Source organism: Seonamhaeicola sp. S2-3 (assembly GCF_001971785.1).
Classification (GTDB): Bacteria; Bacteroidota; Bacteroidia; order Flavobacteriales; family Flavobacteriaceae; genus Seonamhaeicola.
In genome coordinates, this window is the sequence record NZ_CP019389.1 from 2,461,077 (window position 1) to 2,486,486 (window position 25,410).

General features: G+C 30.9%; 25 protein-coding genes. 13 read left to right on the forward strand and 12 right to left on the reverse strand.

Annotated elements, in window-relative coordinates:
* The first annotated feature begins 17 nt into the window (after positions 1 to 17).
* Positions 18 to 1,061 (forward strand): cytochrome-c peroxidase, encoded by a 1,044-nt coding sequence (locus BWZ22_RS10670; protein ID WP_076699921.1) that lies wholly within the window; start codon positions 18 to 20, stop codon positions 1,059 to 1,061.
* Complete coding sequence (locus tag BWZ22_RS10675; protein ID WP_198027602.1) at positions 1,039 to 2,037, forward strand: hypothetical protein; 999 nt, start codon at positions 1,039 to 1,041, stop codon at positions 2,035 to 2,037. The genes BWZ22_RS10670 and BWZ22_RS10675 overlap by 23 nt, the downstream gene beginning before the upstream one ends.
* 49 nt (positions 2,038 to 2,086) lie before the next feature.
* On the opposite strand, the gene BWZ22_RS10680 is transcribed toward BWZ22_RS10675, so the two are convergent.
* Positions 2,087 to 3,019 (reverse strand): LysR substrate-binding domain-containing protein, encoded by a 933-nt coding sequence (locus tag BWZ22_RS10680; RefSeq protein ID WP_076699923.1) that lies wholly within the window; start codon positions 3,017 to 3,019, stop codon positions 2,087 to 2,089.
* A gap of 102 nt (positions 3,020 to 3,121) precedes the next feature.
* Here BWZ22_RS10680 and BWZ22_RS10685 point away from each other — a divergent pair, with 102 nt between their 5' ends.
* Positions 3,122 to 3,601 carry a Dps family protein gene (locus BWZ22_RS10685; protein WP_076699924.1) on the forward strand — a complete coding sequence of 160 codons (480 nt, stop codon included), beginning with the start codon at positions 3,122 to 3,124 and terminating at the stop codon, positions 3,599 to 3,601.
* Between the two features lie 76 nt (positions 3,602 to 3,677).
* On the opposite strand, the gene BWZ22_RS10690 is transcribed toward BWZ22_RS10685, so the two are convergent.
* The 3 genes from BWZ22_RS10690 to BWZ22_RS10700 all read right to left on the reverse strand — a co-directional run bounded on the left by BWZ22_RS10690 (position 3,678) and on the right by BWZ22_RS10700 (position 6,580).
* Positions 3,678 to 4,388 carry a LytR/AlgR family response regulator transcription factor gene (locus BWZ22_RS10690; protein WP_371326803.1) on the reverse strand — a complete coding sequence of 237 codons (711 nt, stop codon included), beginning with the start codon at positions 4,386 to 4,388 and terminating at the stop codon, positions 3,678 to 3,680.
* Positions 4,385 to 5,185, reverse strand: coding sequence for a sensor histidine kinase (locus tag BWZ22_RS10695; RefSeq protein WP_157607952.1), 801 nt, complete (start codon positions 5,183 to 5,185; stop codon positions 4,385 to 4,387). The genes BWZ22_RS10690 and BWZ22_RS10695 overlap by 4 nt, the downstream gene beginning before the upstream one ends.
* A gap of 411 nt (positions 5,186 to 5,596) precedes the next feature.
* Positions 5,597 to 6,580, reverse strand: coding sequence for a kelch repeat-containing protein (locus BWZ22_RS10700; RefSeq protein ID WP_076699927.1), 984 nt, complete (start codon positions 6,578 to 6,580; stop codon positions 5,597 to 5,599).
* Between the two features lie 262 nt (positions 6,581 to 6,842).
* Between BWZ22_RS10700 and BWZ22_RS10705 the strand changes: the two genes are divergently transcribed.
* On the forward strand, positions 6,843 to 8,168 hold the full coding sequence (locus tag BWZ22_RS10705; protein ID WP_076699929.1) for a DUF4270 family protein: 1,326 nt from the start codon (positions 6,843 to 6,845) through the stop codon (positions 8,166 to 8,168).
* 10 nt (positions 8,169 to 8,178) lie between these two features.
* The gene (locus BWZ22_RS10710; protein WP_076699930.1) at positions 8,179 to 9,411 is read left to right on the forward strand and encodes an OmpP1/FadL family transporter; all 1,233 of its coding nucleotides are present in this window, start codon (positions 8,179 to 8,181) and stop codon (positions 9,409 to 9,411) included.
* Between the two features lie 4 nt (positions 9,412 to 9,415).
* On the opposite strand, the gene BWZ22_RS10715 is transcribed toward BWZ22_RS10710, so the two are convergent.
* The 6 genes from BWZ22_RS10715 to BWZ22_RS10740 are packed head-to-tail and all read right to left on the reverse strand — an operon-like array spanning position 9,416 to position 15,706.
* Positions 9,416 to 10,747, reverse strand: a complete 1,332-nt coding sequence (locus BWZ22_RS10715) for a DUF58 domain-containing protein (protein ID WP_076699932.1) — start codon at positions 10,745 to 10,747, stop codon at positions 9,416 to 9,418.
* A gap of 44 nt (positions 10,748 to 10,791) precedes the next feature.
* Positions 10,792 to 11,865, reverse strand: coding sequence for a MoxR family ATPase (locus tag BWZ22_RS10720; RefSeq protein WP_083692306.1), 1,074 nt, complete (start codon positions 11,863 to 11,865; stop codon positions 10,792 to 10,794).
* 3 nt (positions 11,866 to 11,868) lie between these two features.
* Positions 11,869 to 13,065 (reverse strand): DUF4350 domain-containing protein, encoded by a 1,197-nt coding sequence (locus tag BWZ22_RS10725; protein WP_076699933.1) that lies wholly within the window; start codon positions 13,063 to 13,065, stop codon positions 11,869 to 11,871.
* Positions 13,062 to 13,808, reverse strand: coding sequence for a hypothetical protein (locus BWZ22_RS10730; protein ID WP_076699935.1), 747 nt, complete (start codon positions 13,806 to 13,808; stop codon positions 13,062 to 13,064). The genes BWZ22_RS10725 and BWZ22_RS10730 overlap by 4 nt, the downstream gene beginning before the upstream one ends.
* The gene (locus BWZ22_RS10735; RefSeq protein WP_076699936.1) at positions 13,801 to 14,742 is read right to left on the reverse strand and encodes a hypothetical protein; all 942 of its coding nucleotides are present in this window, start codon (positions 14,740 to 14,742) and stop codon (positions 13,801 to 13,803) included. The genes BWZ22_RS10730 and BWZ22_RS10735 overlap by 8 nt, the downstream gene beginning before the upstream one ends.
* Positions 14,729 to 15,706 (reverse strand): stage II sporulation protein M, encoded by a 978-nt coding sequence (locus BWZ22_RS10740; RefSeq protein WP_076699938.1) that lies wholly within the window; start codon positions 15,704 to 15,706, stop codon positions 14,729 to 14,731. The genes BWZ22_RS10735 and BWZ22_RS10740 overlap by 14 nt, the downstream gene beginning before the upstream one ends.
* A gap of 92 nt (positions 15,707 to 15,798) precedes the next feature.
* Between BWZ22_RS10740 and BWZ22_RS10745 the strand changes: the two genes are divergently transcribed.
* Entirely contained in the window at positions 15,799 to 16,545 is a 747-nt protein-coding gene (locus tag BWZ22_RS10745; protein WP_076699939.1) for an RDD family protein, read from the forward strand.
* On the forward strand, positions 16,545 to 17,147 hold the full coding sequence (locus BWZ22_RS10750) for a trimeric intracellular cation channel family protein (RefSeq protein ID WP_076699941.1): 603 nt from the start codon (positions 16,545 to 16,547) through the stop codon (positions 17,145 to 17,147). Before BWZ22_RS10745 ends, BWZ22_RS10750 begins: the two co-directional genes overlap by 1 nt.
* Here BWZ22_RS10750 and BWZ22_RS10755 read toward each other — a convergent pair whose 3' ends face one another.
* Complete coding sequence (locus BWZ22_RS10755; RefSeq protein WP_076702443.1) at positions 17,148 to 17,852, reverse strand: peptidylprolyl isomerase; 705 nt, start codon at positions 17,850 to 17,852, stop codon at positions 17,148 to 17,150.
* Between the two features lie 23 nt (positions 17,853 to 17,875).
* On the opposite strand from BWZ22_RS10755, the gene BWZ22_RS10760 reads away from it, so the two are divergent.
* The 4 genes from BWZ22_RS10760 to BWZ22_RS10775 all read left to right on the forward strand — a co-directional run bounded on the left by BWZ22_RS10760 (position 17,876) and on the right by BWZ22_RS10775 (position 21,881).
* Positions 17,876 to 18,496 carry a CoA pyrophosphatase gene (locus BWZ22_RS10760; protein ID WP_371326804.1) on the forward strand — a complete coding sequence of 207 codons (621 nt, stop codon included), beginning with the start codon at positions 17,876 to 17,878 and terminating at the stop codon, positions 18,494 to 18,496.
* 55 nt (positions 18,497 to 18,551) lie between these two features.
* Entirely contained in the window at positions 18,552 to 19,349 is a 798-nt protein-coding gene (locus tag BWZ22_RS10765) for a 1-acyl-sn-glycerol-3-phosphate acyltransferase (RefSeq protein ID WP_076699944.1), read from the forward strand.
* Between the two features lie 203 nt (positions 19,350 to 19,552).
* Positions 19,553 to 20,812: an NRAMP family divalent metal transporter gene (locus tag BWZ22_RS10770; RefSeq protein ID WP_076699945.1), complete on the forward strand. Its 1,260-nt coding sequence runs from the start codon at positions 19,553 to 19,555 to the stop codon at positions 20,810 to 20,812.
* Between the two features lie 64 nt (positions 20,813 to 20,876).
* Positions 20,877 to 21,881: a sugar kinase gene (locus tag BWZ22_RS10775; RefSeq protein ID WP_076699947.1), complete on the forward strand. Its 1,005-nt coding sequence runs from the start codon at positions 20,877 to 20,879 to the stop codon at positions 21,879 to 21,881.
* A 10-nt stretch (positions 21,882 to 21,891) separates the two neighbouring features.
* Here the strand turns inward: BWZ22_RS10775 and BWZ22_RS10780 are convergent, their stop codons facing one another.
* Positions 21,892 to 24,045 carry a TonB-dependent receptor gene (locus BWZ22_RS10780; RefSeq protein ID WP_076702445.1) on the reverse strand — a complete coding sequence of 718 codons (2,154 nt, stop codon included), beginning with the start codon at positions 24,043 to 24,045 and terminating at the stop codon, positions 21,892 to 21,894.
* Between the two features lie 186 nt (positions 24,046 to 24,231).
* On the opposite strand from BWZ22_RS10780, the gene BWZ22_RS10785 reads away from it, so the two are divergent.
* Both BWZ22_RS10785 and BWZ22_RS10790 read left to right on the forward strand, forming a co-directional pair.
* Positions 24,232 to 24,726: an RNA polymerase sigma factor gene (locus tag BWZ22_RS10785; RefSeq protein ID WP_076699948.1), complete on the forward strand. Its 495-nt coding sequence runs from the start codon at positions 24,232 to 24,234 to the stop codon at positions 24,724 to 24,726.
* Between the two features lie 5 nt (positions 24,727 to 24,731).
* Positions 24,732 to 25,361, forward strand: coding sequence for a hypothetical protein (locus BWZ22_RS10790; protein ID WP_076699950.1), 630 nt, complete (start codon positions 24,732 to 24,734; stop codon positions 25,359 to 25,361).
* The last annotated feature ends 49 nt before the right edge of the window (positions 25,362 to 25,410 follow it).

A 25,410-nucleotide genomic window follows, 5' to 3' on the forward strand; every position in this document is an offset into this window, starting at 1 on the left:
AATTATTCCGTAAAAAAATGAGAAAAATACTTATAATAGTTGTTTTTATTCAGGTCTTATTGGTGTCTTGTTCTAAAGAAGAAGGTGGTTATGAACCCAAACCTTTAAGTTTAGAAATACCGTCAAATTTTCCAGAAATCGTATATGATTTAGAAAATAATCCTTTAACAGAAGAAGGCGTTGCTTTAGGAAAAGCTTTATTTTATGAAGGAAAACTGTCTGCAAATAATGCTATACCCTGTGCTTTTTGTCATGAACAGGCATTTGCTTTTACGCATCATGGTCATACATTAAGTCATGGTGTAAATGGGGGGATAGGATTTCGTAATACACCTCCTATTCAAAATATGGCATTTCAAAAAGAGTTTATGTGGGATGGCGCAGCTACTCATTTAGATCTTCAACCCATAATACCTCTTACAAGCGACATAGAAATGGGAGAAACATTATCAAACGTTATTAATAAATTACAAGCAGACTCTTATTATAAACAACAATTTAGTAAAGCATTTGAAAATGGTGAAATAAATTCATCAAATATGCTTAAAGCACTGTCTCAGTTTATGATTACTATGGTTTCAGGTAATTCTAAGTACGATAAATATGTTAGAAATGAAGATGGTGTAACACTAACTCAAGAAGAATTAAATGGTTTAGAAATTTTTAAAAATAAATGCGCTTCTTGTCATGCTACCGATTTTTTTTCAGATCAATCTTATAGAAATACAGGTTTGCCAATAAACCCAAAACTGAATGATAAAGGACGTTACGTGATTTTTGAAAATCTAGACGATTTGTACAAGTTTAAAGTGCCTAGTTTAAGAAATATTGAAGTAACAGCACCTTATATGCACGACGGAAGATTTTTTACACTAGAGGCCGTTTTAGATTTTTACGATTCAGGAATGGTTGATAATGGTAATGTAGACCCATCATTAAAGCGAGAGGATGGTTCTTTTGGTATAACACTTTCAACAAGTGAAAAAGAAAGCCTTATTGCTTTTTTAAAAACATTAACAGATAACGAATTTTTAAATGATGAAAGATTTTCTGAGTATTAATAAAAAAGGCTTAATAACAATGTTATTTGTGTTAGTTTTAGTTAAATCTAATGCTTGCGAACATCAACCAAGGCTACATGAACCACAAACAAATTTTGGGGTTTTGTGTGATTTATGTAGTTGCTCTACTAGTAGTGGTAGCATGGGCTTTGGTACATTAAACAATGCTAATTTTGTTGGGTTTCGTTACATCTATCAAACATTCGAGTCTCAAAATGGTATTTTTCAAAATTCACCAAAAAGCAAAGAAACCTTTAACACCTACCAACTTTGGGGGCAAATTCCTGTAAAAAATAATTTTTATTTCAGCGTTAATTTACCGTATCAAGATTTAAACCGAACATTAAATCAAACAACAGAGAATATTAATGGTATTGGAGATGCTAATATAATTGCATGGTATAAATTACCACTTTTAAAAAAGAAAGAAAGTGGTGGAACCGTAGATTATAATACTACAAGTGAAACTACAGGACATTCATTGTTATTTGGTTTAGGAGTAAAATTGCCAACAGGTAAGTTTGAAGAACTTTTAGCCGATAATGTTAATCCAGGATTTCAGGTGGGGACTGGGAGTTTTGATGGTATTTTATCTGCTGGTTATAGTTATGCAGGCAAAAAAATAGGAGTTAATACTCTACTATCATATTACCTAAAAGGTGAAAATAAAAACGAATATAAGTTTGGAGATCAAATTAGTTTTTCTGCTAATGCTTATACAGTTTTTAATACTAATAAAGTGAATTTTATGCCATTTGTGGGAGTTTCGGGAGATGCATACAACAAAATAACACAATATGGTGAAACATTAAATGATACTGATGGTAATGTAATTAACGCTTCATTAGGAACAGAAGTAAATATTAAAACCTTTGTTTTGGGGGTTAATTTCACAAAACCAATACACCAAGATTTATTTGGAGGAAATGTAAAGTCTAAAAACAGATTAACCTTATATTTAAATTATAGTCTATAAAAAAGGACTGCTTAACAACTAAAATTTAAGGTGTTAAGCAGTTATTTTTTTATTTAGGTAGAGGGCTAATTATTTTTACATCCTGAAATGCTATAGCCCCCCTTACTATTCCAGCAATTACATCTTGTAGTGCTTCTATTATTTGCAATTTTAGTTCACTTTTATGATAAATTATGCTTACTTCTCTAGCTGGAGAAGGCTCATTAAAGTAATGCAAATGGTCTTTTTCTTTAATATCTAAAGTATGTAGATAAGGAAGTAGGGTCATACCTAAACCTTCATCAGAAAGTTTAATAAGGGTTTCAATACTACCACTTTCTAATTGAAATTTATCATCTGTATTTTTTTTAAAAGCCTTACATAAATTAATAACACCATCTCTAAAACAGTGTCCATCTTCAAGTAAAAGCATATCATCAACTTCTAAATCACTACTGTCTATTTTTTGTTTTCCATACAACCTGTGGTTTTTAGGAATATAGCCTACAAAAGGTTCAAAATAAATTACCCGTTCTTTAATGTTTTCATCTTCTAAGGGGGTGGCAGCAATAGCTGCATCTAAATGTCCGTCTTTAATTCTAGCAATAATATCCTCGGTAGTTAATTCTTCAATTTTTAGCTTAACTTTTGGGTGTTTTTTAATAAACGTTTTTAAAAACATAGGTAACAGTGTTGGCATTATAGTTGGAATAATTCCTAACTTAAACTCGCCACCAATAAACCCTTTTTGTTGGTCTACAATATCTTGTATTCTATAAGATTCATTAACAATATTTCTAGCTTGAGTAACTATTTTTTTACCAACTTCAGTTAGTTCTATAGGTTTTTTGCTGCGGTCAAAAATCTGAACATTAAGTTGGTCTTCTAACTTTTGAATTTGCATACTTAATGTAGGCTGTGTTACATAACATTTTTCGGCTGCTTTTGTAAAGTTTTGATGTTCAGCTACAGCCAAAACATAATATAGTTGCGTAATTGTCATACTCATCAATTTAGGTTATAAAAATATAAAAACAATCAATAAAAATTATGATAAAAACATGTAATAATAAGTTAAATTTGTAATAAATAAAAATTATAAGACATGACATTAAATAGTATAGGATTAGACAGTGCAGAAACAAAGGATTTAGCCAATGATTTAAATCAATTGTTAGCCAATTTTCAAATTTATTATCAAAACCTTAGAGGTATTCATTGGAATATAAAAGGGAAAAGTTTTTTTAATTTACATGAAAAGTTTGAAGAACTTTACACAGATGCTAATGTGAAAGTTGATGAAATAGCAGAGCGTATTTTAACCTTAGGTGAAACGCCATTACATACTTTTGAAGATTATTCTGCTGCAGCAAAAGTACCTGTAGGAAAAAATATTTCTGAAGATGTAAAAGCAGTAAGATTAATTGTTAATTCTTTAGTAGAATTACTTAAAATAGAAAGAGCTATACTTGAAAAAGCAGGAGATGTTAATGATGAGGGTACTAATAGTATGATGAGCGATTTTATTACAGAACAAGAAAAAACTGTTTGGATGATGAAAGCGTGGTTAAGTGAAGAGGTTTAGTTAGGTTTATTAGTAGTAAAAAGCCCCTTTAATGAGTTATTTGTTAAAGGGGCTTTTTATTTTTATAAATAAAAAATTAGTAATCTATTTTTTTAATAAAGTCGTTTTTATAACTAACCCCAATAGGTATGCGTTTGTCATCAATAATTATTCTGTTGCGTTGTACAGAATGAATATGGTTAATAGATACTATAAAAGATTTATGCACCCTAATAAAATTTTTTTGACCAAGCTTTTCTTCAAACTTTTTTAAACTGTTTAGTGTTAAAATAGGTTTTTTATTGCCTGTGTAAATTTTAACATAGTCTTTTAGCCCTTCAATGTATTTTATCTCATTAACATTAACTTTTAAATTCTCGTATTCAGATTTAACAAAAATAAACTCAGGTTCTGTACTAGGTTTTTCAACAGTTATGGTTGTTTCAGGTTTTTCTGTAATTACATTTAAAGCTCTAGTTGCGGCTTTTAAAAATCTATGAAAAGGAATGGGTTTAACAAGATAATCAATAGCGTTAAGGTTAAAACCTTCTACAGCATAATGAGAATATGCCGTTGTAAAAATAAAGTGTGGTTTATATTCAAGTGATTTAATTATGTCAATGCCAGAAAAATTGGGCATTTCAATATCTGTAAAAATCAAATCAATCTTTTGTTGGTGTAAAATATTTGTGGCTTCAAACCCATTAGAGCAGGAAGCTATTAATTCTAAAAAAGATATTTTAGAAATAAAATCTTCTAATAATTCTAATGCTAAAGGCTCATCATCAATTATAATACATGTTATCATAGCTTTTTTAGTTTTAGCATTAAATTAACCTCATAACTATTTTTTTCATTTTTTATATTAATAGTATGCTGGTTTGGGTATAGTAATTTTAGTCTATTTTTAATATTTTCCAAACCTATACCAGAATTTTCATTTTTTGGTTGTTGGTGCGATACAGAGTTGTAAACATAAAGTTTTAAAAGTTCATCTTCAACATGAATTTTAATTATGATATTGGTTTTGCCTTTAAAGTCTGTTCCGTATTTAAAAGCATTTTCTATAAAAGATATTAGAAGTAAAGGTTCTATGCCGTAGTTTAAATTACCATGAATATTTACTTTTACATTGCTAGAATCTTTTAAACGCAGGAGTTGAAGTGAAATATAATTTTTTATGTATTCAATTTCTTTTTCTAACGGAACCAATTCTTTATTAGCTTCATAAATCATATAGCGCATTAAGTCTGATAAAATAACAATGGCATTTGTAGTGTCTTTAGATTGTTTATGGGCTAAAGAATAAATACTGTTAAGAGAATTAAATAAAAAGTGAGGGTTGAGCTGTGCTTTTAAAAATGAGAGTTCAGAATTTACTTTTTCAGATTCTATTAATACCCGTTTTTTTTCAGATTTAAACCACTCTATACCTAATTTCACACTAGTACTTATTGCAAAAACTAAAAGTAATAATCCGCCAGAAGGAAAAAAAACTCTAAAATTTAGTAAAAAAGGATGTGGTTTTTTTGGAGGCATTTCATTTTCTTGCATGCCAAAATCACCTGGAGGTTTAAAATTAGGTCTAGGTAATGTTTCTTGCATTATGAATAAAAAGAAAAGGCTAAAAGCAATTATTACTAAAAAAAAGAGAGGCACCTTTTTGTTTAATAGTAAGTGCGGAACAAAAAGACTATAGTTTAAGTAGAAAGCAGTTATTAATAATAATGAGCGTACAATGAAATCTGATGGGATATGACCAATTTTTAAATAAATTTGGGAAGCACTTGTTACCAAAAAAAATATCCATACTAGAATATGGATAATTACAGGTGGTATTTTTTTATTAGTTTTCAATGTTAAAATTTATTCAAAAATATAGTAAATCATTATTAAAATGTATTCAATAGTAGTTATTTTTTTGAGAAAATAAGGCTGAATAAAGCTATTTAAAAAGAAACACTTTAATTCAACCTTATTTTATTAAACAAACCAAACTATCTATTAATCAAATAATTAATCATCTTCGTCTTCTAACTCATCTGGTCTAAATTCCCAAACATCATCAAAATAGTAGCTACTACTTCTTCCCATTAAAACAAACACTTTAGAGTCGAAAGTGAAAGCAGAAGCATCTTGTCTAGCAGTACCTTCAAAATCAGGTACTTCATCCCATGAATCATCTGTAGGGTCATATTCCCAACAAGCAGTAGTTAAGGCACCACTTAAGCCAGTTGCAAAATAACCTTTACCATTTAAAGAAAAGCCAACACTGTTGCTAAAGGTTATTGTTTCGTCTAAATCATCATCATCTAAATCTGTTAACTGTGTCCAAGTAGTGCCATCAAACGAGTAGAAGTCGTATTCTGCAGCCCCATCATTAGAACCAGTTCCTATGTAGGCAACATCATTTATAACAAATACTGAAGCATTTTGGCGTTTTTCGCCTCCAAAACCTACTATTTGTTCCCATGTGTCTGTAGTAGCATCATATTTATAAAAATCTTTTTGTTCACTGCCATCATAACCAGTACCAATGTATCCATAACCGTTAACAGCAAATCCAATAGCACCATACCTTGCAGTACCTATGAAATCTGCTTTTTGTGTCCATTCATTTGTGTCTGGGTCATATTCCCAAAAGTCATTAAGTTCATCGCTACCGTCATAACCAGTACCTATATATCCTTTTCCGTTTAAAGCAAAACCAACGGCTCCACTACGAGCTACACCAGGAAAATCTGCTTTTCTAACCCAATAATCTTCTTCTGAATTATACTCCCAAGTATCTGATAAGTAATCATCCCCATCATAACCAGTTATTAAATATCCTTTAGTTCCTATTGTAAAACTAACAGCATTTCCTCTAGAATCTCCATCAAAAGTAGAGCTCTCTACCCAGTTTCCGTATTCATCACCATCGTCGTCAGAACTACATCCAACAGAAAATATTGATAGGACTGTTAAGCATAAAATGGTATTCTTTTTTAATAAATTCATATGGTTTTGTTTATTTTTTAATAATTTCTTTGCTAAATATTAGGCAAATTTAGAAGCTACTAGTTTTAAAAACATTACAAAATAGACCAATGAGTAGTTTTTGTCTATATTATACTTGTTTGAATCTACGAAAGTCTTAATTAATTGAATATTAGAATTTTAACAAAAATTTTACATACTCGTCTATAAAAAACAATAGTTAGTCTATTTTGAGCAGGTAATTGTTTTATCTACCAATAGTTTTGCTTTTTAAAAAAGTGAAATGAAGATATTTTTTATTGGTACTATAATTATGTTTTTTATGTTTTCATGCAGTGATGACATAAAAAGCTATCCTGTAGGTAGTGATTTTATAGACAACGATGTTAACTTAAAAGTGCTAGATACATTTACCATTAACGCAGGTACCTTTAAGTTAGATTCTTTAATTACATCAAGTACAAGTCGTATTTTATTAGGAAGCGTAAAAGATGACTATTTTGGCAACTTAACCGCACAATCGTATTTTCAAGTAGTGAATTCTGATTTTTCTATAAGCTCAGATGCTGTTTATGATTCTATTGGCTTAGTTTTAAATTATGATAATTACTATTACGGCGATACTACCCGAGTACAAACCTATAAGGTACATAGGTTGCTAGAATACTTTGAACCACCAGAAGATGATGATGCTTTTTATAATGTGTCTAAACTTGAGTATGATGAAGAGCCTTTAGGAGAGTTTACATTTAGTCCTAGACCTACTAGTACTTCAGATTCAATATATATACCTATAGATAAAGATTTAGGTGAAGAAATATTTAATAAAATAAGAGATAACGATATTAACAGTACTGATGATTTTATTCAGTATTTCTATGGTTTAACAGTAATACCAGATACACTTGTAGATAGCAACGTATTAGGGTTTACTTATACATCTAGTTCAGATATAGAAAATAATTCTGGTATGAGAATATTTTATACAGAAGATAATGACGATACTAACGAGGATAATGATCATGTAATAAACTTCTATATACCATCATCAGATAAACAGTTTAATACCATAAAAAATAATTTAAGCGGTACTGTTATTGAAAACCTTGATGATCAAGAAACTACTATTGATAGTTATGATACAGATCAATTAATTTTTGCTCAAGGCGGTATAGGTGTTTCAGCTAGAATAGAAATGCCTACTTTAAAATATTTAAAAACTTTATCTGATGAAAGTACTAGCTTGAGCGCAGAATTAACCTTTGCGCCTCTTTTAAATAGTTATGATGAAACAAGACCATTACAAGACTCTCTAGCGGTTTATATTGTTGATAATAAAAATAGAATTGTAAGTCAACTTACAGATGCTGATGCCAATACAAGTTATGCTATATTAAATCAAGATAGTGATGAGTTTAATGAAAGTACTTATTACAGTATAGATATGAGTGGTTTTGTAGAAACTATTTTTAATTCTGAAACAGATTTAAACTATGCTATAATGATTCAATTTATAGACTACAATAAAACTGTTGATAGTGTTATAATTGATGACCTTAACGAAGATGATAATAATATAAAACTGAGTGTTACATACTTAGAATATTAAATAATTTTAAATGAAGAAAATACAATTTTTTCTATTCTTTATTACAACCGTATCATGTTTTTCACAAAATGATACAAGCACACCTTATTCTTTGTTTGGTTTGGGTATAGAAAACAAAACAGCTACAGGAGGCTTAACAGGATTAGGTAATACTGGAATAGCACAAAATAATGAAGGCGAAATAAACTTATATAATCCTGCTAGTTTAGGTAATATAAAACTAAAAACTTTCTTATATGAATTTGGTTTAAATGGTATGTACTCTACAATAAAAACCCATGATGTAAGTGAAAACACTTATGATTATAACGTATCTCATGTGGTAATGGCTTTTCCTTTAAAGAAAAATTTAGGGATGAGTTTTGGTCTGTTGCCTTATACAAAAGTAGGTTATGATATTGATATAGACGGTACAGCAGAAGGTTCTAATGAAGCATATTTAACTAGAATTACAGGTTCTGGAGGTTTAAATAAAGTTTACGTAGCTGGTGGGTATACTTTATTTGATAAACTTTCTTTAGGAGTAGACTTGTCTTACCTTTTTGGCTCAATTAATCAAGAAACTAATGTATATTATGACTATTATGTTAATATAACAGATGAAAATTATTACAGAGGAATGAAGCTAAAAGCAGGTTTACAGTATGATGTGTTTAAATCTGAAAACAAAGAAGTTACCGTAGGCGCTGTTGTAGAATTACCAACTAATTTAACAGGTAGCCAAGAAAGAAGTTCTTATAAAACTTCTGCTAGCGGTACATCAACTATTTTTGATAGTGAAGTTGATAATGATCTTGATGATTTTGAACTTCCTTTGTCTTTTGGTTTGGGCTTAACAACAAAGCTAAACGCATCATTAACAACAAGTTTTGATTATAAAAAATTGTTTTGGGATGATACTGACCAATTACAAAATAACGAACGTTATACAAACCAAGATATTTATGCCTTTGGTGCCGAATTTTCACCATTAAATAAAAATAGCTACTTAGGAAATGTTAAATATAGATTAGGTTTAAATTATAATACAGGGTTTTTAAGCATATCAGACCAAAAAATTGATAGTTATTTTGCATCAGTTGGTTTAGGCTTACCTTTATCTAACAGAGCAAGGTTAAATGTGGCTTATTCTTATGGAAGAGAAGGAACTATTCAAGATAATTTGGTACAAGAAAATTATCATAAAATCACTTTAAATTTAAGCTTTATAGGCAACTGGTTTAATAAAAGAAAGTACCAGTAACATATTAAAGAAGTCCTCTGGCTTTTATTTCTAAATACTTATTAATAGTATCAATGGTTAAGTTTTCTGGTGTAGTAAGAATAGAGTAGATACCATATTTTTTAAGCTCATTTACAATTAGGCGTTTTTCAAAAGCAAATTTTTCGGCAATTACTTTGTCATAAACTTGTTGAACTGTTTCGGCTTTATTGTGTATTAGGTTATTTAGTTCTGTATTTTTAAAGAAAATAACCACTAATAAATGACTTTTAGCTATACCTTTTAAATAGGGGAGTTGGCGGTGCAAACCATCTAAAGTTTCAAAATTTGTATAAAGTAAAATTAAACTTCGCTGGGTGATATTTCGTTTTATATCGGCATATAATCTGCCAAAATCACTTTCAAAAAAATCGGTATTCACATTGTAAAGTCCTTCTAAAATTAAATTCATTTGAGAAGATCTACGTTCTGCAACCACTCTGTTTTCAACTTTTTTTGAGAACGAAAAAATACCTGCTTTATCTTGTTTTTTTAAGGCTACGTTTGATATTACCAAAGCGGCATTTATAGCATAATCTAAAAGCGATAAACCATCAAAAGGCATTTTCATAACCCTTCCTTTATCTATAACCGAATAAATAGGTTGTGATTTTTCATCTTGATATTGGTTTACCATCAACTGGTTTTTCTTAGCAGTAGCTTTCCAGTTTATGGTTCGTAAATCATCGCCTAAAACATATTCTTTAATTTGTTCAAACTCCATAGTGTGTCCCAATTTGCGCACTTTTTTTATGCCGTATTGGTTTAGGTTGTTGCTTATAGCTAACAAATTGTATTTTCTTAATTGAATAAAACTGGGGTAGGTTGGTACCATTTCGCCATCATTAAAACTAAATCTACGAGCTACTAGTCCAAAAACTGATGATACATAAATGTTTAGTTTTCCAAAATGATATTCGCCACGTTCAGTAGGTCTTAATTCATATTCTAATTTGGTAATACTAGAAGGGGCAAGTTTTCGGTCTATTTTAAAATTTCTAACTTGAAATTGTACGGGTATTTCATCAATAACTCTAATGTAAATAGGAAACGTGTAAAAGTTTTCAATGCTTAAATGAATAGGATTTTGGTCTCCGTTTGATAATTTTTCTGGTAAAGTTCTAACACCTTTAATTCCTCGTTTTGTAGCAAAAAGAATTAATGTGTCTAGAAATGTTAAAGCAACTAAAACTAATAGCAATAACCGCACGGTATTAAACCATACAGGAAATACAAAACTGATGATAAATAAAATCATGATACCTATACAGGCATAAAAGAAACGGTTTTGTATGTAAAATGGTTTAAGGCGTTTCACTAATCTTGTTAAAAGTTAAAAGTTAAAAGTTAAAAGTTAAAAGTTTATCTTGGAATTTCAACAGCTTCAATAATTTGTTTTATAATTTGTTTGGTTGTAACACCTTCCATTTCGCGTTCTGGAGTAACTATTACTCTATGTTGCAATACGGGAATAGCAGCTTGTTTAATGTCTTCTGGTGTAACAAAATCTCTACCATTCATAGCGGCAAATGCTTTGCTTGCTTTTAAAATGGCAATGGAGGCTCTTGGTGAGGCGCCAAGGTATAAAAAAGGGTTGTTTCTGGTGTTCACAATAATATCTGCAATATATTTTACTAAATGCGATTCTATAATGACTTCATTTACTAAATCTTGAAATTTACCAATTTGTTCTTTTGATAAATGTGCGGTTATTTTATTGGTTTTTGTATCTCCTTTTAATGACTGCTCTCTATTTATAATTTCAATTTCTTCATCTAAATTAGGATAATCTATATCAATTTTAAATAAGAATCTGTCTAATTGTGCTTCTGGTAAGCGGTAAGTACCTTCTTGTTCTACAGGGTTTTGGGTGGCTAAAACTATAAAAGGTAAATCCATGGTGTATTTATTACCATCTATAGTTATTTGGCGTTCTTCCATAACTTCAAAAAGGGCAGCTTGTGTTTTGGCAGGTGCTCTGTTTATCTCGTCAATAAGAATCATGTTAGAGAAGATAGGCCCTTGTTTAAATTCAAATTCTGAAGATTTTATATTGAATACCGATGTTCCTAAAATATCACTAGGCATTAAATCTGGCGTAAACTGAATTCTACTAAAATCAATATCTAAAGATTTAGCCAATAATTTAGCTGAAATGGTTTTTGCAACACCTGGAACGCCTTCAATTAGCGAATGACCGTTAGCCAAAATAGAAGCTATGAGTAAATCAATCATACTTTTTTGACCAACAATTACTTTGCTTATTTCGTTTTTAATAAGTGTAATGCCTTCTTGTAATTCGGTTAAATCTATCCGAGTTTTGAAATCTAAATTAGCTTCTTCATTGGTTTCATTTTCAGAATGTGTTTGTTCCAATTTTTCTTGCTCGTTTTTAGGCTCTAAAGCGTCATTATTTGGGTTCTCTAAATGCTCCATAATTTATTTGGTATAAAAATCTTCAATTGCTTTGTTTAGTTTAAGTAAATCTGCTTCGGTGCAGTTACTTTTGGCTTTTAAATTTAAAATAAGCGTTATTAAAAGCTGTATGTCTTTCTTGTTTTTATTTGCTTTTAAACTCAGGTTTTTTACAAATTTATCGTCTAATAGTTCTGTGTCAACAAAAAATGTTCGTCTTAAATGTTCTAAAAAGTACGTTATTTTTTTCTCAATAATTGTATTATGGTCTTTGGTTTCGTAATATAAATTACCAATGGTTTTAGTAAAAGCCACTGTTGAATTTTCAAGTGGCTTAATAATTTTTACAATACGTTGCCTACGTTTGGCATTAAAAACCATAAATAACACTAAGGTTGCTAGGGCAAGCCACCATGCATTTCTTAAGGCTGGTTTACTTAGTATAAAGCGTAAAGGAGATCTACTTAAATTAGCATCAACTTTATTAGGAGAATCAAAATGAATGGTTTCATCATTTAAATACGATAGTACTGCCGCAGCATATTTTTTATTATTCTTTTTTAATAAATGGTAATTTGTAAAAACTACGGGCTGTAAGTGTAAAAACACATTGCCTAAACCGTGTTGTACTTTTATGTAATTAATTCTGTTAATGGTATCAAATTTTTGATATCCTAAAACTGTGGTTGCAGATGAATCTAATTTTGAAATATAGTAGTTGCTTAAACCTTTCTCTATTGTAATAGAATCTTTTTTAAGTATGGGGTTTGTAAAGCTTAGTTCGGCTTTTCCTTTAAAATTATATTGGTTTTTAATATCTATAGAAAGCGAATCTAAAATTTTTGATGGAGGATAATTAGATGAAATAAAAATATCATTTCCGTGTGATGCAAAGTCTAATATTTCTTGTGCCGAAACATCATCTACGTCTGCATAATTATCAATAAGCATGTAGGTGCCATTCGTGTTGTAAAGGCTATCTTCCCAACTATAAAAACCATCAAAATACTCGTAAGGAGTTACTTTTATGTTTTTTACCTCGCTATTAGGGAATAAGTTTTTTAGTTGGTCATACAAAATATATGTGCCATAAGGTCTTTTGTGTAACTCATTGTAAGTGGGAGTCCAATTAATAGGCTTTGGTCTAGAAAAATCAATAATAATAACTACCACAAAAAGTAGTATAAGTAAACCAACGTATATTTTTAATGTTTTGTTCATGCTTTTACAGATTTTAAAAATTTAGTAAATGCATGTTTGGCTTGGTCAAATTCTGTAGGGCTTACATTAAACTCGCCATACCAAATGTAATTGTATAAATATGAGGTGTATGCAAACTCTTTTTTTATTTGATTTTGAGTGATTTCGTTTTGATAATCGCTATTGGTTTTTTCAACATCATATTCAATAATTTCGGCTTGGGTTAATTGTTTTAAAAGCCACAAATAATAATACCGAATGGCTAAACGGTAATTGTTTTCTTTTTCGGCATTTTCAATAAGTTTTTTAAAATCTGTGGCGTGAATATTGTTTTCAATATCGGTTACTGGGATAATGTTTTTGTCTGAAGATTTACCAAATACCCAAGTACCTTCTTTATTTATTACGGCTTTAAAAATGAAATAAATTACCAGTAGAAAAATGATAACTCCAGCAATTTTTATAGCAATATCAGTAGCTTTTGATGCTTGTCCTTCATTTGTGATGCTAAAGAGGTCTTTAAAAAAATCGCTTAGCCATTGTTTAAAACGAGTCCACCAGCCAGAACTTTCAATAGTACGCTCATAAACATAGTCTTCGCCAGTGTAAACTTCATTTAAATCATCAAAATTACGAGGCGATATTTGTGTTGAGGTATCAACTTTTAAGCTATCACTTACTACAAAAACAGGATTGTAGGTTTTAGGGTAGCCTAAAAAGCCAATAGATAGAAAAATAATATGTAGCCAGAGTGTTTTATTCACCAGATCCTATTTGGTCTATAATATCTTTTGTGTTAATATTTTCTTTGTCTTCTTTTAAACTATAAAAAACAATACCTTGATTAAGTTGTACTATAATACCTAAAACAGCACTTATAAGGAATGATAAAAAGAACACAAGCATCATAACAATCATCATGGTAGAGCCTAATTCCTCATCGGTTGGCCCTCCCTGTTCTATAGTGGTTAAAAAGCTAGCCATACCAAAAAAATACGGAATTAATGACACCACATTTTGAGCTATATAACTCATTAAGTAAAAAAGCCCCACACTACCAATGGCAGCCCAAAATTTTGAAGTAATTAAACCCCAAGAGTAACCAAAACAATCCCAAATGCCTTTTTTGTCTTCTAAATATTCCATTAAAACCATTGCAAAAAACAGCATAAAACCACCAACTAACAATGGTAATGCTAGAAAACCAATTATAGTTATCATTAAAGCAAAAGCGCCTATTAAAAATAAGATTGCCATAGGAATAGCTATAACCAAACAGCAAACTAAATAGGTAAATAGTTTACCAATATTATTTTTATATAGCGTAACAATATCATTTGTGCTAAAGTTTTTTTCGCCTTTTTCTTCGTAAAGTTTTAGGTAAATGGGCACGTAAGCATAAGAAACAATACCCGATACTAAGGCTACAATTACAAAAACTAATAAAAATAAAATGAATAGCCCTAAGTTGTCATTCATGTAATCATCTATTGCCGTAGTACTTTGTCCGCCTATTAAACCACCAAAAACAACATCTGTATAGAACTTGGTGAAAAAATACCCCATAACAATAAGTATTAATAAGAAAATACCATTGACGATGAAGTAGTGCTTAAAAAAATGTTTACCACTTTGTTTTAGAAAAGCAAAGGTGTCTTGAAAAAATTCACTAAAACCTCTAGACTTATATAATTGCATGTTTGTTTTTTAATTTTTTATGTAAAATAAATGGGTATATTAAATAGTAAAATGAAATAATACTAAGGGTTATTAAAATAATACCAACCGATAACCAATTGGGCATTATGTTAGAGTAACGAGTAACATAACCTTCTAAAATGCCAGCAGCAATAGTAAATGGAAAGGTGCTAATAAGTATTTTAACCCCATCTTTAACACCCATTTTAAAAGATGTCATTCTAGAATATGTTTTAGGGAATAAAATACTGGCACCTAACATAAAACCAGCAGCAGCTTCAATAATTATAGCAAAAATTTCCATAGCACCATGAATCCAAATACCACGAACACTTTCCCAAAGCACTCCATGTTTATAAAACATATACTGAAAAGCCCCTAGCATAATACCGTTGTTTAAAACATAATAACCAGTTCCTAAGCCACCAAAAACGCCAAAAATAAAAGAGCTAATACCAACATAAAGATTGTTTAAAGTAATACCAAATGCGCTTCCCCAATTACTCCCACTTTTATAAACTGCAACAGGATCTCCTTTTTCAATATTTTCTAAAGTCATATTTACATAATGATCTCCTAGAATAAGTCTAACAAAAGAATCATCAAATGCTGCCGAAAGCGCTCCAATGGCAACAAAACTTAAAAAAATAAGAAAGGCATAGAGCACGTAACGTCTGTATTGGTACACAATTAGTGGTACTTCAATTTTCCAGAAATGAACAAACCGGTTAGTGTCTTGCCGTTTAGTTTTATAAATTTTTTGAAAGGCTTTAGCCGCCAAATTGTTCAAATAAAGAACGGTTTTACTTTTAGGGTAGTAAGTTTGTGCATAGGAAAGATCATTTACTAAATGAATGTAAAGTGAGGCTAGTTCGTCTGGGTTTTTTAAAGTTTTTCCAAAAATGGCTTTTTCAAAGTTTAGCCATTTTTCTTTATTCTGTTTAATAAAGGCTACTTCTCTCATGCAAAACCAAAACTAAACAAATTTTTATTAAAAGTGCTTTATATCTTACAATAATTTACAATAGATTTGTAATAAGAAAAGCAGCCACATATATGGTAGAATTACAAATAAATACAACCCAAAATGTAAATATTAATTTTACAGCTGCCAGTGTGGGCGAACGTATTTTGGCTTATGTAATAGATTGGATTATTAAAATAGCCTACATCATTGTAACCTATCAACTTATTTTTAATTGGTTTAAGGTTGATGAATTGGTTAGAGGCATGGATAATTGGTCTCAAGCAGCTATTTATGTGTCTTTTTATTTGCCTGTAATCTTTTACACCTTAATTTTTGAAAGTATTTTAGACGGACAAACACTTGGCAAGCGTATCTTAAAAATTCAGGTGGTGAAAATTGATGGGTATCAAGCTTCATTAGCAGATTTTGTAATTAGGTGGTTTTTTAGAATTGTAGATTTAAATATAATGAGTGGAGTGGTAGCACTTATAGCTATTATTATGAGCGATAAAAACCAACGTTTAGGTGATATGACAGCGGGAACGTCGGTTATATCACTAAAAAATAAAGTGAATATAAGTCATACTATTTTAGAAGATTTAAAAGAAGATTACGTGCCAACATATCCTAATGTTATTAAGTTATCTGATAACGATGCACGTATTATAAAAGATACTTTTATAAGAGCAAAAGCTTCAAAAGATTATCCAACATTAATTAAACTTAGAAAAAAAATAATAGAAGTGGTTGAAATTAAAGAAGTTCAGCAAAAAACAGATGTTGAGTTTATTGATGTTATTTTAAAAGATTACAACTACTATACACAAAATATGTAATGTTTTACACTATAGATATATTAGGTACCATTGCTTTTGCTATTTCTGGTGTTTTGGTAGCTTTTAATAAGAAAATGGATTTGTTTGGGGTGCTAATTATAGCCTTTGTTACGGCAGTTGGCGGAGGCACTCTAAGAGATTTGCTTATTGGTAACACACCTGTAGGTTGGATGAATGATATGACTTACACCTATGTAATTATAACATCGGCAGTTTTTGCTATTATTTTCAGGAGTAAAATAAATTATTTAAGAACATCGTTGTTTTTGTTTGATACTATTGGGATTGGTTTATATACGGTTGTGGGTATAGAAAAAGGTATACAAGCAGATTTACACCCCATAATTTGTATAGCTTTAGGGACTATGACTGCTAGTTTTGGAGGTGTTATTCGCGATATTTTATGCAATGAAATTCCTGTTATTTTCCGTAAAGAAATTTATGCAACTGCATGTATTGCTGGAGGTATTATTTACTTTTTATTAAACCAATTTCCTATTCAAGAAAATATAGTGTTTTTAATAGCGGGTTCTGTAGTAATAGCTATTAGGTTGTTGGCGGTAAAGTTTGAAATTATGTTACCTAATATTTATAAAGATTAATTACTCAATAATCTCTACTTTTCTTATGTATACATTTTTCATAGGCCATTCACCATCATCAGTATCAACTGCAGCAATTTTATCAACTACATCCATACCTTTTATTACTTTTCCAAAAACCGTATAATCGCCATCTAAATGGTAAGCACCACCTTTTTGTTGTACAATAAAAAACTCATAAGGAGATGCTAATTTGTGAGGATTTTTAATTTCACTACTAGGCATAGAAACTACTCCTCTATGGTGCTTAAAACCTCTTTTTGTATCTGGTGGTAATAAATATTTGCCAATATACGCGCGTTTTTTAGGGGTTAACTTATCATCTCCATTGCCACCTTGAATAATAAAGTTTGGAACTACACGGTAAAATTGGGTGCCGTCAAAATATTTTTGTTTGGTTAAAAAGATGAAGTTAGAACGATGAAATCTTGTTTCTTTAAACAACAAAATATCAATATTTCCAAAATCTGTAAAAATACGTACTTTATCCTCTTTATGTATTTCATTGTAGTTTAAGAAAAACTCCATTGCATTTTTAGTGTTAAGCTTGGGGAACTCACGTTCTGGCTTATTTATAGAATCTTTTGCAATTTTGTTTTTTACGGTTTCTGTTTCAGTTAGTTTTTCAATGTTTTTCTTTTTAGTTTTTTTATCTTCACAATTAAGTAAAAGCATACAAAGGCTAAAAAACAATACGTAGCGCATACTATATGGATTATTATAAATTCTTGAAATTAGTTTCAAAAATAGAAAATATACCACTTCCAGCCGAAACATCGCAGTTTAAAATGGTGCCACCTTATCGTCACGAATTGATGAAACACCAAAAAAACGCTATGAAACAGGCTAAAAAAGCAGGAGTTTTAGCTTTGTTTTATCCAGATAACAATTTAAAAACTAAACTGGTTTTAATATTAAGAAAAACTTATAAGGGAGTACATTCTGCACAAATAAGTTTTCCTGGTGGAAAATTAGAGAAACAAGATAAAACCTTAAAACATACGGCAGTTAGAGAAACTTTTGAAGAAATTGGAGTACCAAAAAACAACATAAAAGTAGTAAAACAATTAACCGAAGTTTATATACCACCAAGTAATTTTTATGTGCAACCGTTTATGGGTATTACAGAAGAAACGCCTAAGTTTAAAAAGCAAGAGAATGAAGTAGAGGCTATTATTGAGGTAGATTTGCTTCATTTTTTAGATAGTAAAAGTGTAGTTACAAATAGGGTAACTACATCTTATAGTGTTGATGTTGAGGTGCCTGCGTTTAAATTAAACGGGCATATAGTTTGGGGGGCTACCGCCATGATGCTTAGTGAAGTTAAAGACATTATAAATCAGCTTTAGGAGTTATGCAGATTTATTACATTTGTAGGCACTAACCAACTTGACGTTAATTTGCATGGGATTATTTAAACGAAACCCTTTTGGGCATATACTCTTTTTAAAAAAATGGCTCATCAGAATCATGGGAGCTATTACTCATAGACGCTTTCGCGGATTTAATGAGTTACAGATTGAGGGCTCTGATATTATAAATTCGCTTCCAGATAAAAACGTATTGTTTATTTCTAATCATCAAACGTATTTTGCAGATGTTGTTGCCATGTTTCATGTGTTTAATGCAAGCTTAAGCGGTAGAGTAGATTCTATAAAAAATGTTGGGTATTTGTGGAATCCCAAATTAAATATTTATTATGTAGCCGCTAAAGAAACTATGAAAGCTGGTTTTTTACCAAAACTTTTAGCATATGCTGGTTCTGTAAGTATAGAACGTACATGGAGAGCTGCAGGACAGGATGTTACTCGTCAGGTTAAAATGAGTGATATTTCTAACATAGGAAAGGCGCTTGATGATGGTTGGGTAATTACTTTTCCGCAAGGAACCACAACCCCTTTTAAACCCATTAGAAAAGGTACTGCACACATTATAAAACGTTATAAACCCGTAGTAGTACCCATTGTTATAGATGGATTTAGAAGGTCTTTCGATAAAAAAGGACTCCGAATAAAAAAGAAAAACATTCTTCAATCTATGGAAATTAAAGAACCATTACAGATTGATTACGATAATGAGACAACTGAAGAAATTGTAAAAAAAATAGAATATGCTATAGAGCAGCACCCTTCTTTTTTAAAAGTACTTACTCCAGAACAAATTAAAGAACAAGAAGAACTTAATAAACTTAGAGAGTGGTAATAGGAAGGTTTGCTCCTTTTTTGTTTTATTTTGTTATAATCGCTTAAATTTTTAATTTTAGGTATATTACTTAGTTTTAATTGTTTGGTAATTAAGTAAGGTAGGGGAACTTTATTTTTTGTCCTTTTTTACTTTTCGTATTTGTTTATTAAAACAATTAAAAAACTGAAATTAGAAAATACCAACAGACTAAACCAACCACAATGTCTAAATTTAAAAGCCTGCTTAAAAACCTGGGACCAGGGCTGTTGTTTGCAAGTATGGCTATTGGTACATCACATTTAGTACTTTCAACTAAAGCTGGCGCTAAATATGGCTGGCTTATGATAATTCCTATCATTTTAGCCAACTTTTTTAAATATCCCTTTTTTGAATTTGGAATACGGTACACCAATACCACAGGAAAAAGTATCATTGAAGGTTATAAAAATAGAGGTAAAGGGTATTTATGGTTATACGCATTTATTACATTAGCTACATCAATAGCAACACCAGCAGCACTTTGCTTAATTACAGCTGGTCTTATAACTAATCTTTTAGGTGTTGAAAGCCTTTCAATTATTACAGTAACCCTTTTATTATTTGTTTTTAATAGTGTGATTTTAATTATTGGAAAGTATAAACTATTAGAAACTACCTTAAAGTATATAACGCCTATTTTGTTTGTAGCTTTATTAATTACTACAGTGTTGGTTATTAATGAAGGACCAATAAATCCTGTTTCAAATTTTAAACCACCACAAATTTTTGATGAATTGGGAGTGCTTTTCCTTGTTACTTTAATTGGATGGATGCCCACTGCTGTAGAAGCAAGCAGTTGGATAAGTCTTTGGAGTGCCGAAAAGTATAGAATTAATAATGAAAAACCTTCACTAAAAGAAGCGCTTCAGGAATTTAATTCTGGTTATTTAATAACAACATTACTTGCTATTTTCTTTCTCATAATTGGTTGTATGACACTTTTTGGTTCGGGAACAGAATTAAGTGGTAATGCCGTAACCTTTGCAGACCAAGTTATACAACTGTTTACAACACATATAGGTAGTTGGTCTTATGTTTTTATTACTGTAGCTGCTTTTGCAACCATGTTTAGTACCTGTTTAACGGCTCACGATGCTATTGCACGGGTTGGTATTGATATTGTTGAAAAGCTAATGCCAGAACATAAAAAGTTTAATGGTAGAAAGTACTATGCTATAGGTGTTATTCTTTTAGCTTTTATTAATTTTATTATGCTTTATGCGCTTAGAGCTAATATGGGATTAATTATTGGTGTAGCCACAGCAGTTTCATTTGTATTAGCACCCATTGTTGGTTATATGAATCTTAAAAACGTTATAAGTTTTGATGTGCCTTCCCAATATAAACCAAGTAAACCCATGCAGTGGTTAACATATATAGGTATTTTCTTTTTGTCCTTATTAGCCATGTATTATGGGTGGATACTTATAAGTAGAATATGACTCATAAATTATTAAATTTAAAGCACAAAAAATAGAGAATCTAACTAATTAATATACATAGATTATGCCCAAAAAACTTGTAACATTTGGTGAAGTTATGATGCGTTTATCACCCCCTGGATATTCTAAATTTTCTCAAGCCTCATCTTTTGAATTAGTATATGGTGGTGGAGAAGCCAATGTAGCTATTTCATGTGCTTATCTTGGTATGAAAGCAGCTCATGTTACTCGCTTTCCAGATAATGCTCTTGGTAAAGCGGCTACCCAATTTTTACGTAAACATTGGTTAAGTACAGAACATGTTTTTTATGGTGATAAAATGATGGGTAAATACTTTTTAGAAAAAGGAGCAGTACATAGACCTAGTGAAGTTATTTATGAAAGAGAAGGCTCTGCCTTTTCATTAATTAAACCAGAAATGATTAATTGGGAGCATGTGTTAAAAGATGCCGATTGGTTTCATTGGACGGGGATTACACCTGCCATTTCTGAAGGAGCAGCCCAATCTTGCCTTGATGCTATTAAAACTGCCAACAAAATGGGAATTCCTGTATCGGGCGACATTAATTCACGTAAAAACATGTGGAATTACGGTAAAACTATGCAGGAAGTAATTCCAGAATTAGCTCAAAATTGTGATGTAGTTATTACTAGTAGTAGAGGTATACAAGAAATGTTTGGTTTTGGCGAACCAGGTAAGAAGTTTCAAAAATCGGCTAAAGAATTAATGGAACATTACCCAAAAATAAAAAAGGTAGTAAGAAAAACCCGTAGAACCATAAGTGCATCACACCACCAAATTCAAGGTAAAATTTGGAATGGTAAAGATTATATAAAATCTGATATGCTTAATATTACCCATATAATTGATAGGGTTGGAACAGGAGATGCCTTTGCCTCTGGTTTAATTTACGGGTTGTTGCATTATGATAATGATGATCAGGCTATTAGTTTTGCAACAGCTGCATGTGCCCTTAAACATACGGTTCCTGGTGATGTGAATTTGGTATCTTTAGATAATGTTCTTAGCCTTATGGAAGGTGATACTTCTGGAGCTATTAAACGCTAGTTATTTCGGTTTACAAATTGTCTAATTGATTACTTTTCTTGTCTTCACTAATAGTCCAAAAGAAGCCAATAAAAAAGAATTGGTCTGCTGCTGGTTTTAGGGCGCGTCTGCTAAAATGACCGCTTGTGTCTGGGGTATTGGCATATTGATATCCATTAATGTTTTTAAACCCTAACGCATTGTTTACAGAGGCGTACAATATTTTTTGAGGCGAAATTAAATAAGCCCAATTTAAACTTAAACTATTAAAAGCTTTGGTTTTTTCGTTTAAAAACCCAGATTTATTGGGGTTAGTATAAGTTCTACCAGAAGCGTGCCCATAACTAAAACCTATTTGACTGCGCCATTTATTTACCCAATATTTCCCAACAACAGATAGGTTGTGCTTGTTGGCAAAATTAGGTTGTGCCTCTATAGTGTAGTTATTATAATTTCGTTTAGTGTCTAGAAATGAATAGCTCACCCAATAATCGAAATTTTTAATAGTGTTGCTGTCTCTCCAAAAGAAATCAATACCTTTTGCAAAACCATCGCCATTATTATTAAAATTACTGTCTAAACTGGCAAAATCGGTATCATACTTTACTAAATTATCATATTTTTTATAGTAGGCTTCAGCTCTAAAAATTCTATTATCAGCATTGTATTGGTAGTTTAAAATATAATGCGAAGTATTTTGAGGGCTTAGGTTTTGTTCAAATTTTAAAATCTCACTTGATGGGTTTTGGTAAAAGTTTCCATAAGCTAATGATAACTGACTCTTACCAGAGGTTTTGTAGGCTAACGACAATCTAGGTGCTACAGTTAAATCTTTAAAAACCTCACTGTATTCTGCTCTTAACCCTGTTTTAAAGGCTAATTGTTTTGAAATAAAAATATCAGCTTCTGCAAAAGCAGCAGCAATGTTATTGTTGTATCCGTAGTTTTCTATATCAACCGATGTGTTTTTAAAAGTTTCTTCAAAATCTGTAGCAAAATATTCGGCTCCAAAATAGAGTTTAAAGCGGTTGCTAATACGGTTTTTAAACTTCATTTTAGTGTGTAATGAATTTTCGGTGTTATCCACATCATTCACATCAAAACTAGAACTGTTGTTGGCACGGGTATAACTTAAACCGCTAAAAAAGCTCCAAGTACTATTTAACTTTCCATTGTAAGACCCATTAATATAAATGTTATTATTATTTAGTTTAAAATGTATGCCATCATCATAATTAATATCATCTTGAGTTAATTCAAAATTAGAAGCATCAAAAGCACCGTATAATTTAAATAGTCCGTTATCGGTTTTCTGTCTAAATACGGCTTCGCCAGAAACGGTTTCAAAAGGTTTTTTCCAATCGTTTCTATCAGGAAACAGAGCCATATACGGCGCTAAATTAATGTATGAAGCATTAACACTTAAAGAACTTTTTTTCCATTTTTGGGTGTTTCCTAAAGTGGCTCCAACACTCATAATACCAATGTCTGTTTTTTCTTGGTCTGGTTCATCAATAGTGTTAAGTAATAATACGCTTGAGAGTGCCTGCCCAAATTCGGCAGAATATCCTCCGGTAGAAAAGGTTATACCATCAAATAAAAAAGGCGAGTAACGTCCGCGTGTAGGTGTGTTATTAGTGGTTGGAGTATAGGGTGTAAAAACACGAATACCATCAATAAAAATTTGAGTTTCATTAGCATCGCCACCACGCACAAATAAGCGTCCGTCTTCTGATACTGTTGAGGTTCCTGGTAAGGTTTGTAGTGCTCCAACAAAATCGCCCATGGCACTAGCGGTAGTAACTACATCTAGCGGTTTTAAAACATTTACTTTACTATTATCGCCTGCGGCAAACGTACCTGCAGATAATACAACGGCATCTAAGGTGTTTACATCTTCTCTTAGTGTAATAGTTAAATCTTTCATGTAAGACACATCTCCAACCATTCTGTAAGTTTCATAAGATACGTATGAAACAACTAACGTTTTAGTGCCAGTTTCTGTAGTTTTAAAAGAAAAGCTACCAGATTCATCAGAGGTGCTTCCGTCATAAGTGCCTTCAATATAAATATTTGCTCCCGTAATAGGTTGTTTTTTGGCATTGTAAACTTTTCCGTTTATTTCGGTTTGCGCCTGAAATTGAAAGCTAATTAAACTAATTAAAATAATGGTTAGTTGTTTCATAATGTGGTTTGTTAATCTGTTGTTTTTTAATTGATGCCACAAAAGTGAAACAGAACCGCTTAATTAAAAATTGAAACCTACCCAATTGTAAAATCTTATGGATGAATTGAAATTTTAATATTATTTTCATAGCCTTGTAACATTTTAAAAAATATAACTACTAACAGTAGTAACCAAACCATCACATTGAAAAGCGAAACAGAACAAAATTTTGTAGAATTACTTGAAAAGCATCAGAATATTGTGCACAAAGTTTGCAGGTTGTATACTAATAACTACGATGCACATAACGATTTGTTTCAAGAAATAACCATTCAACTTTGGAAAGCATACCCTAAGTTTCGTGGTGATTCTAAATTTAGTACCTGGATGTATAGAGTAGCGCTTAATACGGCTATTACATTATACAGAAAATCTAAAAGAACTATAAGTACTCAAGATTTTGATGGAGTAGCTTTTAAAATGAAATCTGAAGATTATGATGATACCGAAGAACAACAACTTAAAATACTATACAAAGCAGTACACCAATTAAATGATATTGAGAAAGCACTTGTTTTCTTGTATCTAGAAGACAAAGATTATAGGGAAATAAGTGAAACTATGGGAATTAGTGAAGTAAATGCCCGCGTGAAAATGAACAGAATTAAAAAGAAACTAAGAACCATTTTAAATCCTTAAGATATATGGATGGATTAGATTTATTAAAGAAAGATTGGAATAAGCAAGAAGTGTCTAGTAAGCTATCGGCTAAAGATATCTTGCCTATGTTACATAAAAAATCATCATCAATAGTAAAACTATTGTTCTATATAAGTGTAGCAGAACTATTCTTTTGGATTTTGGTAAACTCTATACCTTACTTTGTATCAGATACCTACAAAGCAAGATTAGATACCGTGTACTCAGATACGCTTATGGTAGGGCTAACCATATTTGGTTATGCCGTAATTCTTCTATTTATTTACTTGTTGTATAAATCATACAAATCCATTTCGGTTACAGATAATGCCAAACGCTTAATGAAAAGCATTATAAGAACCAGAAAAATTATAAAATACTACGTTTTGTATAACTTAATTATGGTTGGTATTTCTATGATTATTGGGGTATATTATTCCTTTCATACAGACCCTAATGCTATAGAATTTCTAGAAAATACAGGCGATAAAGGTATGATGATTTTAATAGCCGTAACCGCAGTTTTTACAGGAATTTTAATTCTGGTAATATGGTTGTTTTATAGGCTTATTTACGGGCTACTTTTAAAGCGTTTAAACAAAAATTATAAAGAACTAAAAAAATTAGAAGTATAATTATTTGGGCGTTCCCCTATCGGGTCGGGCTTTCCGCACTACACGGTAG

What these genes read in the sequence shown, in the direction of transcription:
- BWZ22_RS10670 (WP_076699921.1), top strand. Translation starts at nt 18, where the DNA reads ATGAGAAAAATACTTATAATAGTTGTTTTTATTCAGGTCTTATTGGTG.
- BWZ22_RS10675 (WP_198027602.1), top strand. Translation starts at nt 1,039, where the DNA reads ATGAAAGATTTTCTGAGTATTAATAAAAAAGGCTTAATAACAATGTTA.
- BWZ22_RS10680 (WP_076699923.1), bottom strand. Translation starts at nt 3,019, where the DNA reads ATGACAATTACGCAACTATATTATGTTTTGGCTGTAGCTGAACATCAA.
- BWZ22_RS10685 (WP_076699924.1), top strand. Translation starts at nt 3,122, where the DNA reads ATGACATTAAATAGTATAGGATTAGACAGTGCAGAAACAAAGGATTTA.
- BWZ22_RS10690 (WP_371326803.1), bottom strand. Translation starts at nt 4,388, where the DNA reads ATGATAACATGTATTATAATTGATGATGAGCCTTTAGCATTAGAATTA.
- BWZ22_RS10695 (WP_157607952.1), bottom strand. Translation starts at nt 5,185, where the DNA reads ATGCAAGAAACATTACCTAGACCTAATTTTAAACCTCCAGGTGATTTT.
- BWZ22_RS10700 (WP_076699927.1), bottom strand. Translation starts at nt 6,580, where the DNA reads ATGAATTTATTAAAAAAGAATACCATTTTATGCTTAACAGTCCTATCA.
- BWZ22_RS10705 (WP_076699929.1), top strand. Translation starts at nt 6,843, where the DNA reads ATGAAGATATTTTTTATTGGTACTATAATTATGTTTTTTATGTTTTCA.
- BWZ22_RS10710 (WP_076699930.1), top strand. Translation starts at nt 8,179, where the DNA reads ATGAAGAAAATACAATTTTTTCTATTCTTTATTACAACCGTATCATGT.
- BWZ22_RS10720 (WP_083692306.1), bottom strand. Translation starts at nt 11,865, where the DNA reads ATGGAGCATTTAGAGAACCCAAATAATGACGCTTTAGAGCCTAAAAAC.
- BWZ22_RS10725 (WP_076699933.1), bottom strand. Translation starts at nt 13,065, where the DNA reads ATGAACAAAACATTAAAAATATACGTTGGTTTACTTATACTACTTTTT.
- BWZ22_RS10735 (WP_076699936.1), bottom strand. Translation starts at nt 14,742, where the DNA reads ATGCAATTATATAAGTCTAGAGGTTTTAGTGAATTTTTTCAAGACACC.
- BWZ22_RS10740 (WP_076699938.1), bottom strand. Translation starts at nt 15,706, where the DNA reads ATGAGAGAAGTAGCCTTTATTAAACAGAATAAAGAAAAATGGCTAAAC.
- BWZ22_RS10745 (WP_076699939.1), top strand. Translation starts at nt 15,799, where the DNA reads ATGGTAGAATTACAAATAAATACAACCCAAAATGTAAATATTAATTTT.
- BWZ22_RS10750 (WP_076699941.1), top strand. Translation starts at nt 16,545, where the DNA reads ATGTTTTACACTATAGATATATTAGGTACCATTGCTTTTGCTATTTCT.
- BWZ22_RS10755 (WP_076702443.1), bottom strand. Translation starts at nt 17,852, where the DNA reads ATGCGCTACGTATTGTTTTTTAGCCTTTGTATGCTTTTACTTAATTGT.
- BWZ22_RS10765 (WP_076699944.1), top strand. Translation starts at nt 18,552, where the DNA reads ATGGGATTATTTAAACGAAACCCTTTTGGGCATATACTCTTTTTAAAA.
- BWZ22_RS10770 (WP_076699945.1), top strand. Translation starts at nt 19,553, where the DNA reads ATGTCTAAATTTAAAAGCCTGCTTAAAAACCTGGGACCAGGGCTGTTG.
- BWZ22_RS10775 (WP_076699947.1), top strand. Translation starts at nt 20,877, where the DNA reads ATGCCCAAAAAACTTGTAACATTTGGTGAAGTTATGATGCGTTTATCA.
- BWZ22_RS10780 (WP_076702445.1), bottom strand. Translation starts at nt 24,045, where the DNA reads ATGAAACAACTAACCATTATTTTAATTAGTTTAATTAGCTTTCAATTT.
- BWZ22_RS10790 (WP_076699950.1), top strand. Translation starts at nt 24,732, where the DNA reads ATGGATGGATTAGATTTATTAAAGAAAGATTGGAATAAGCAAGAAGTG.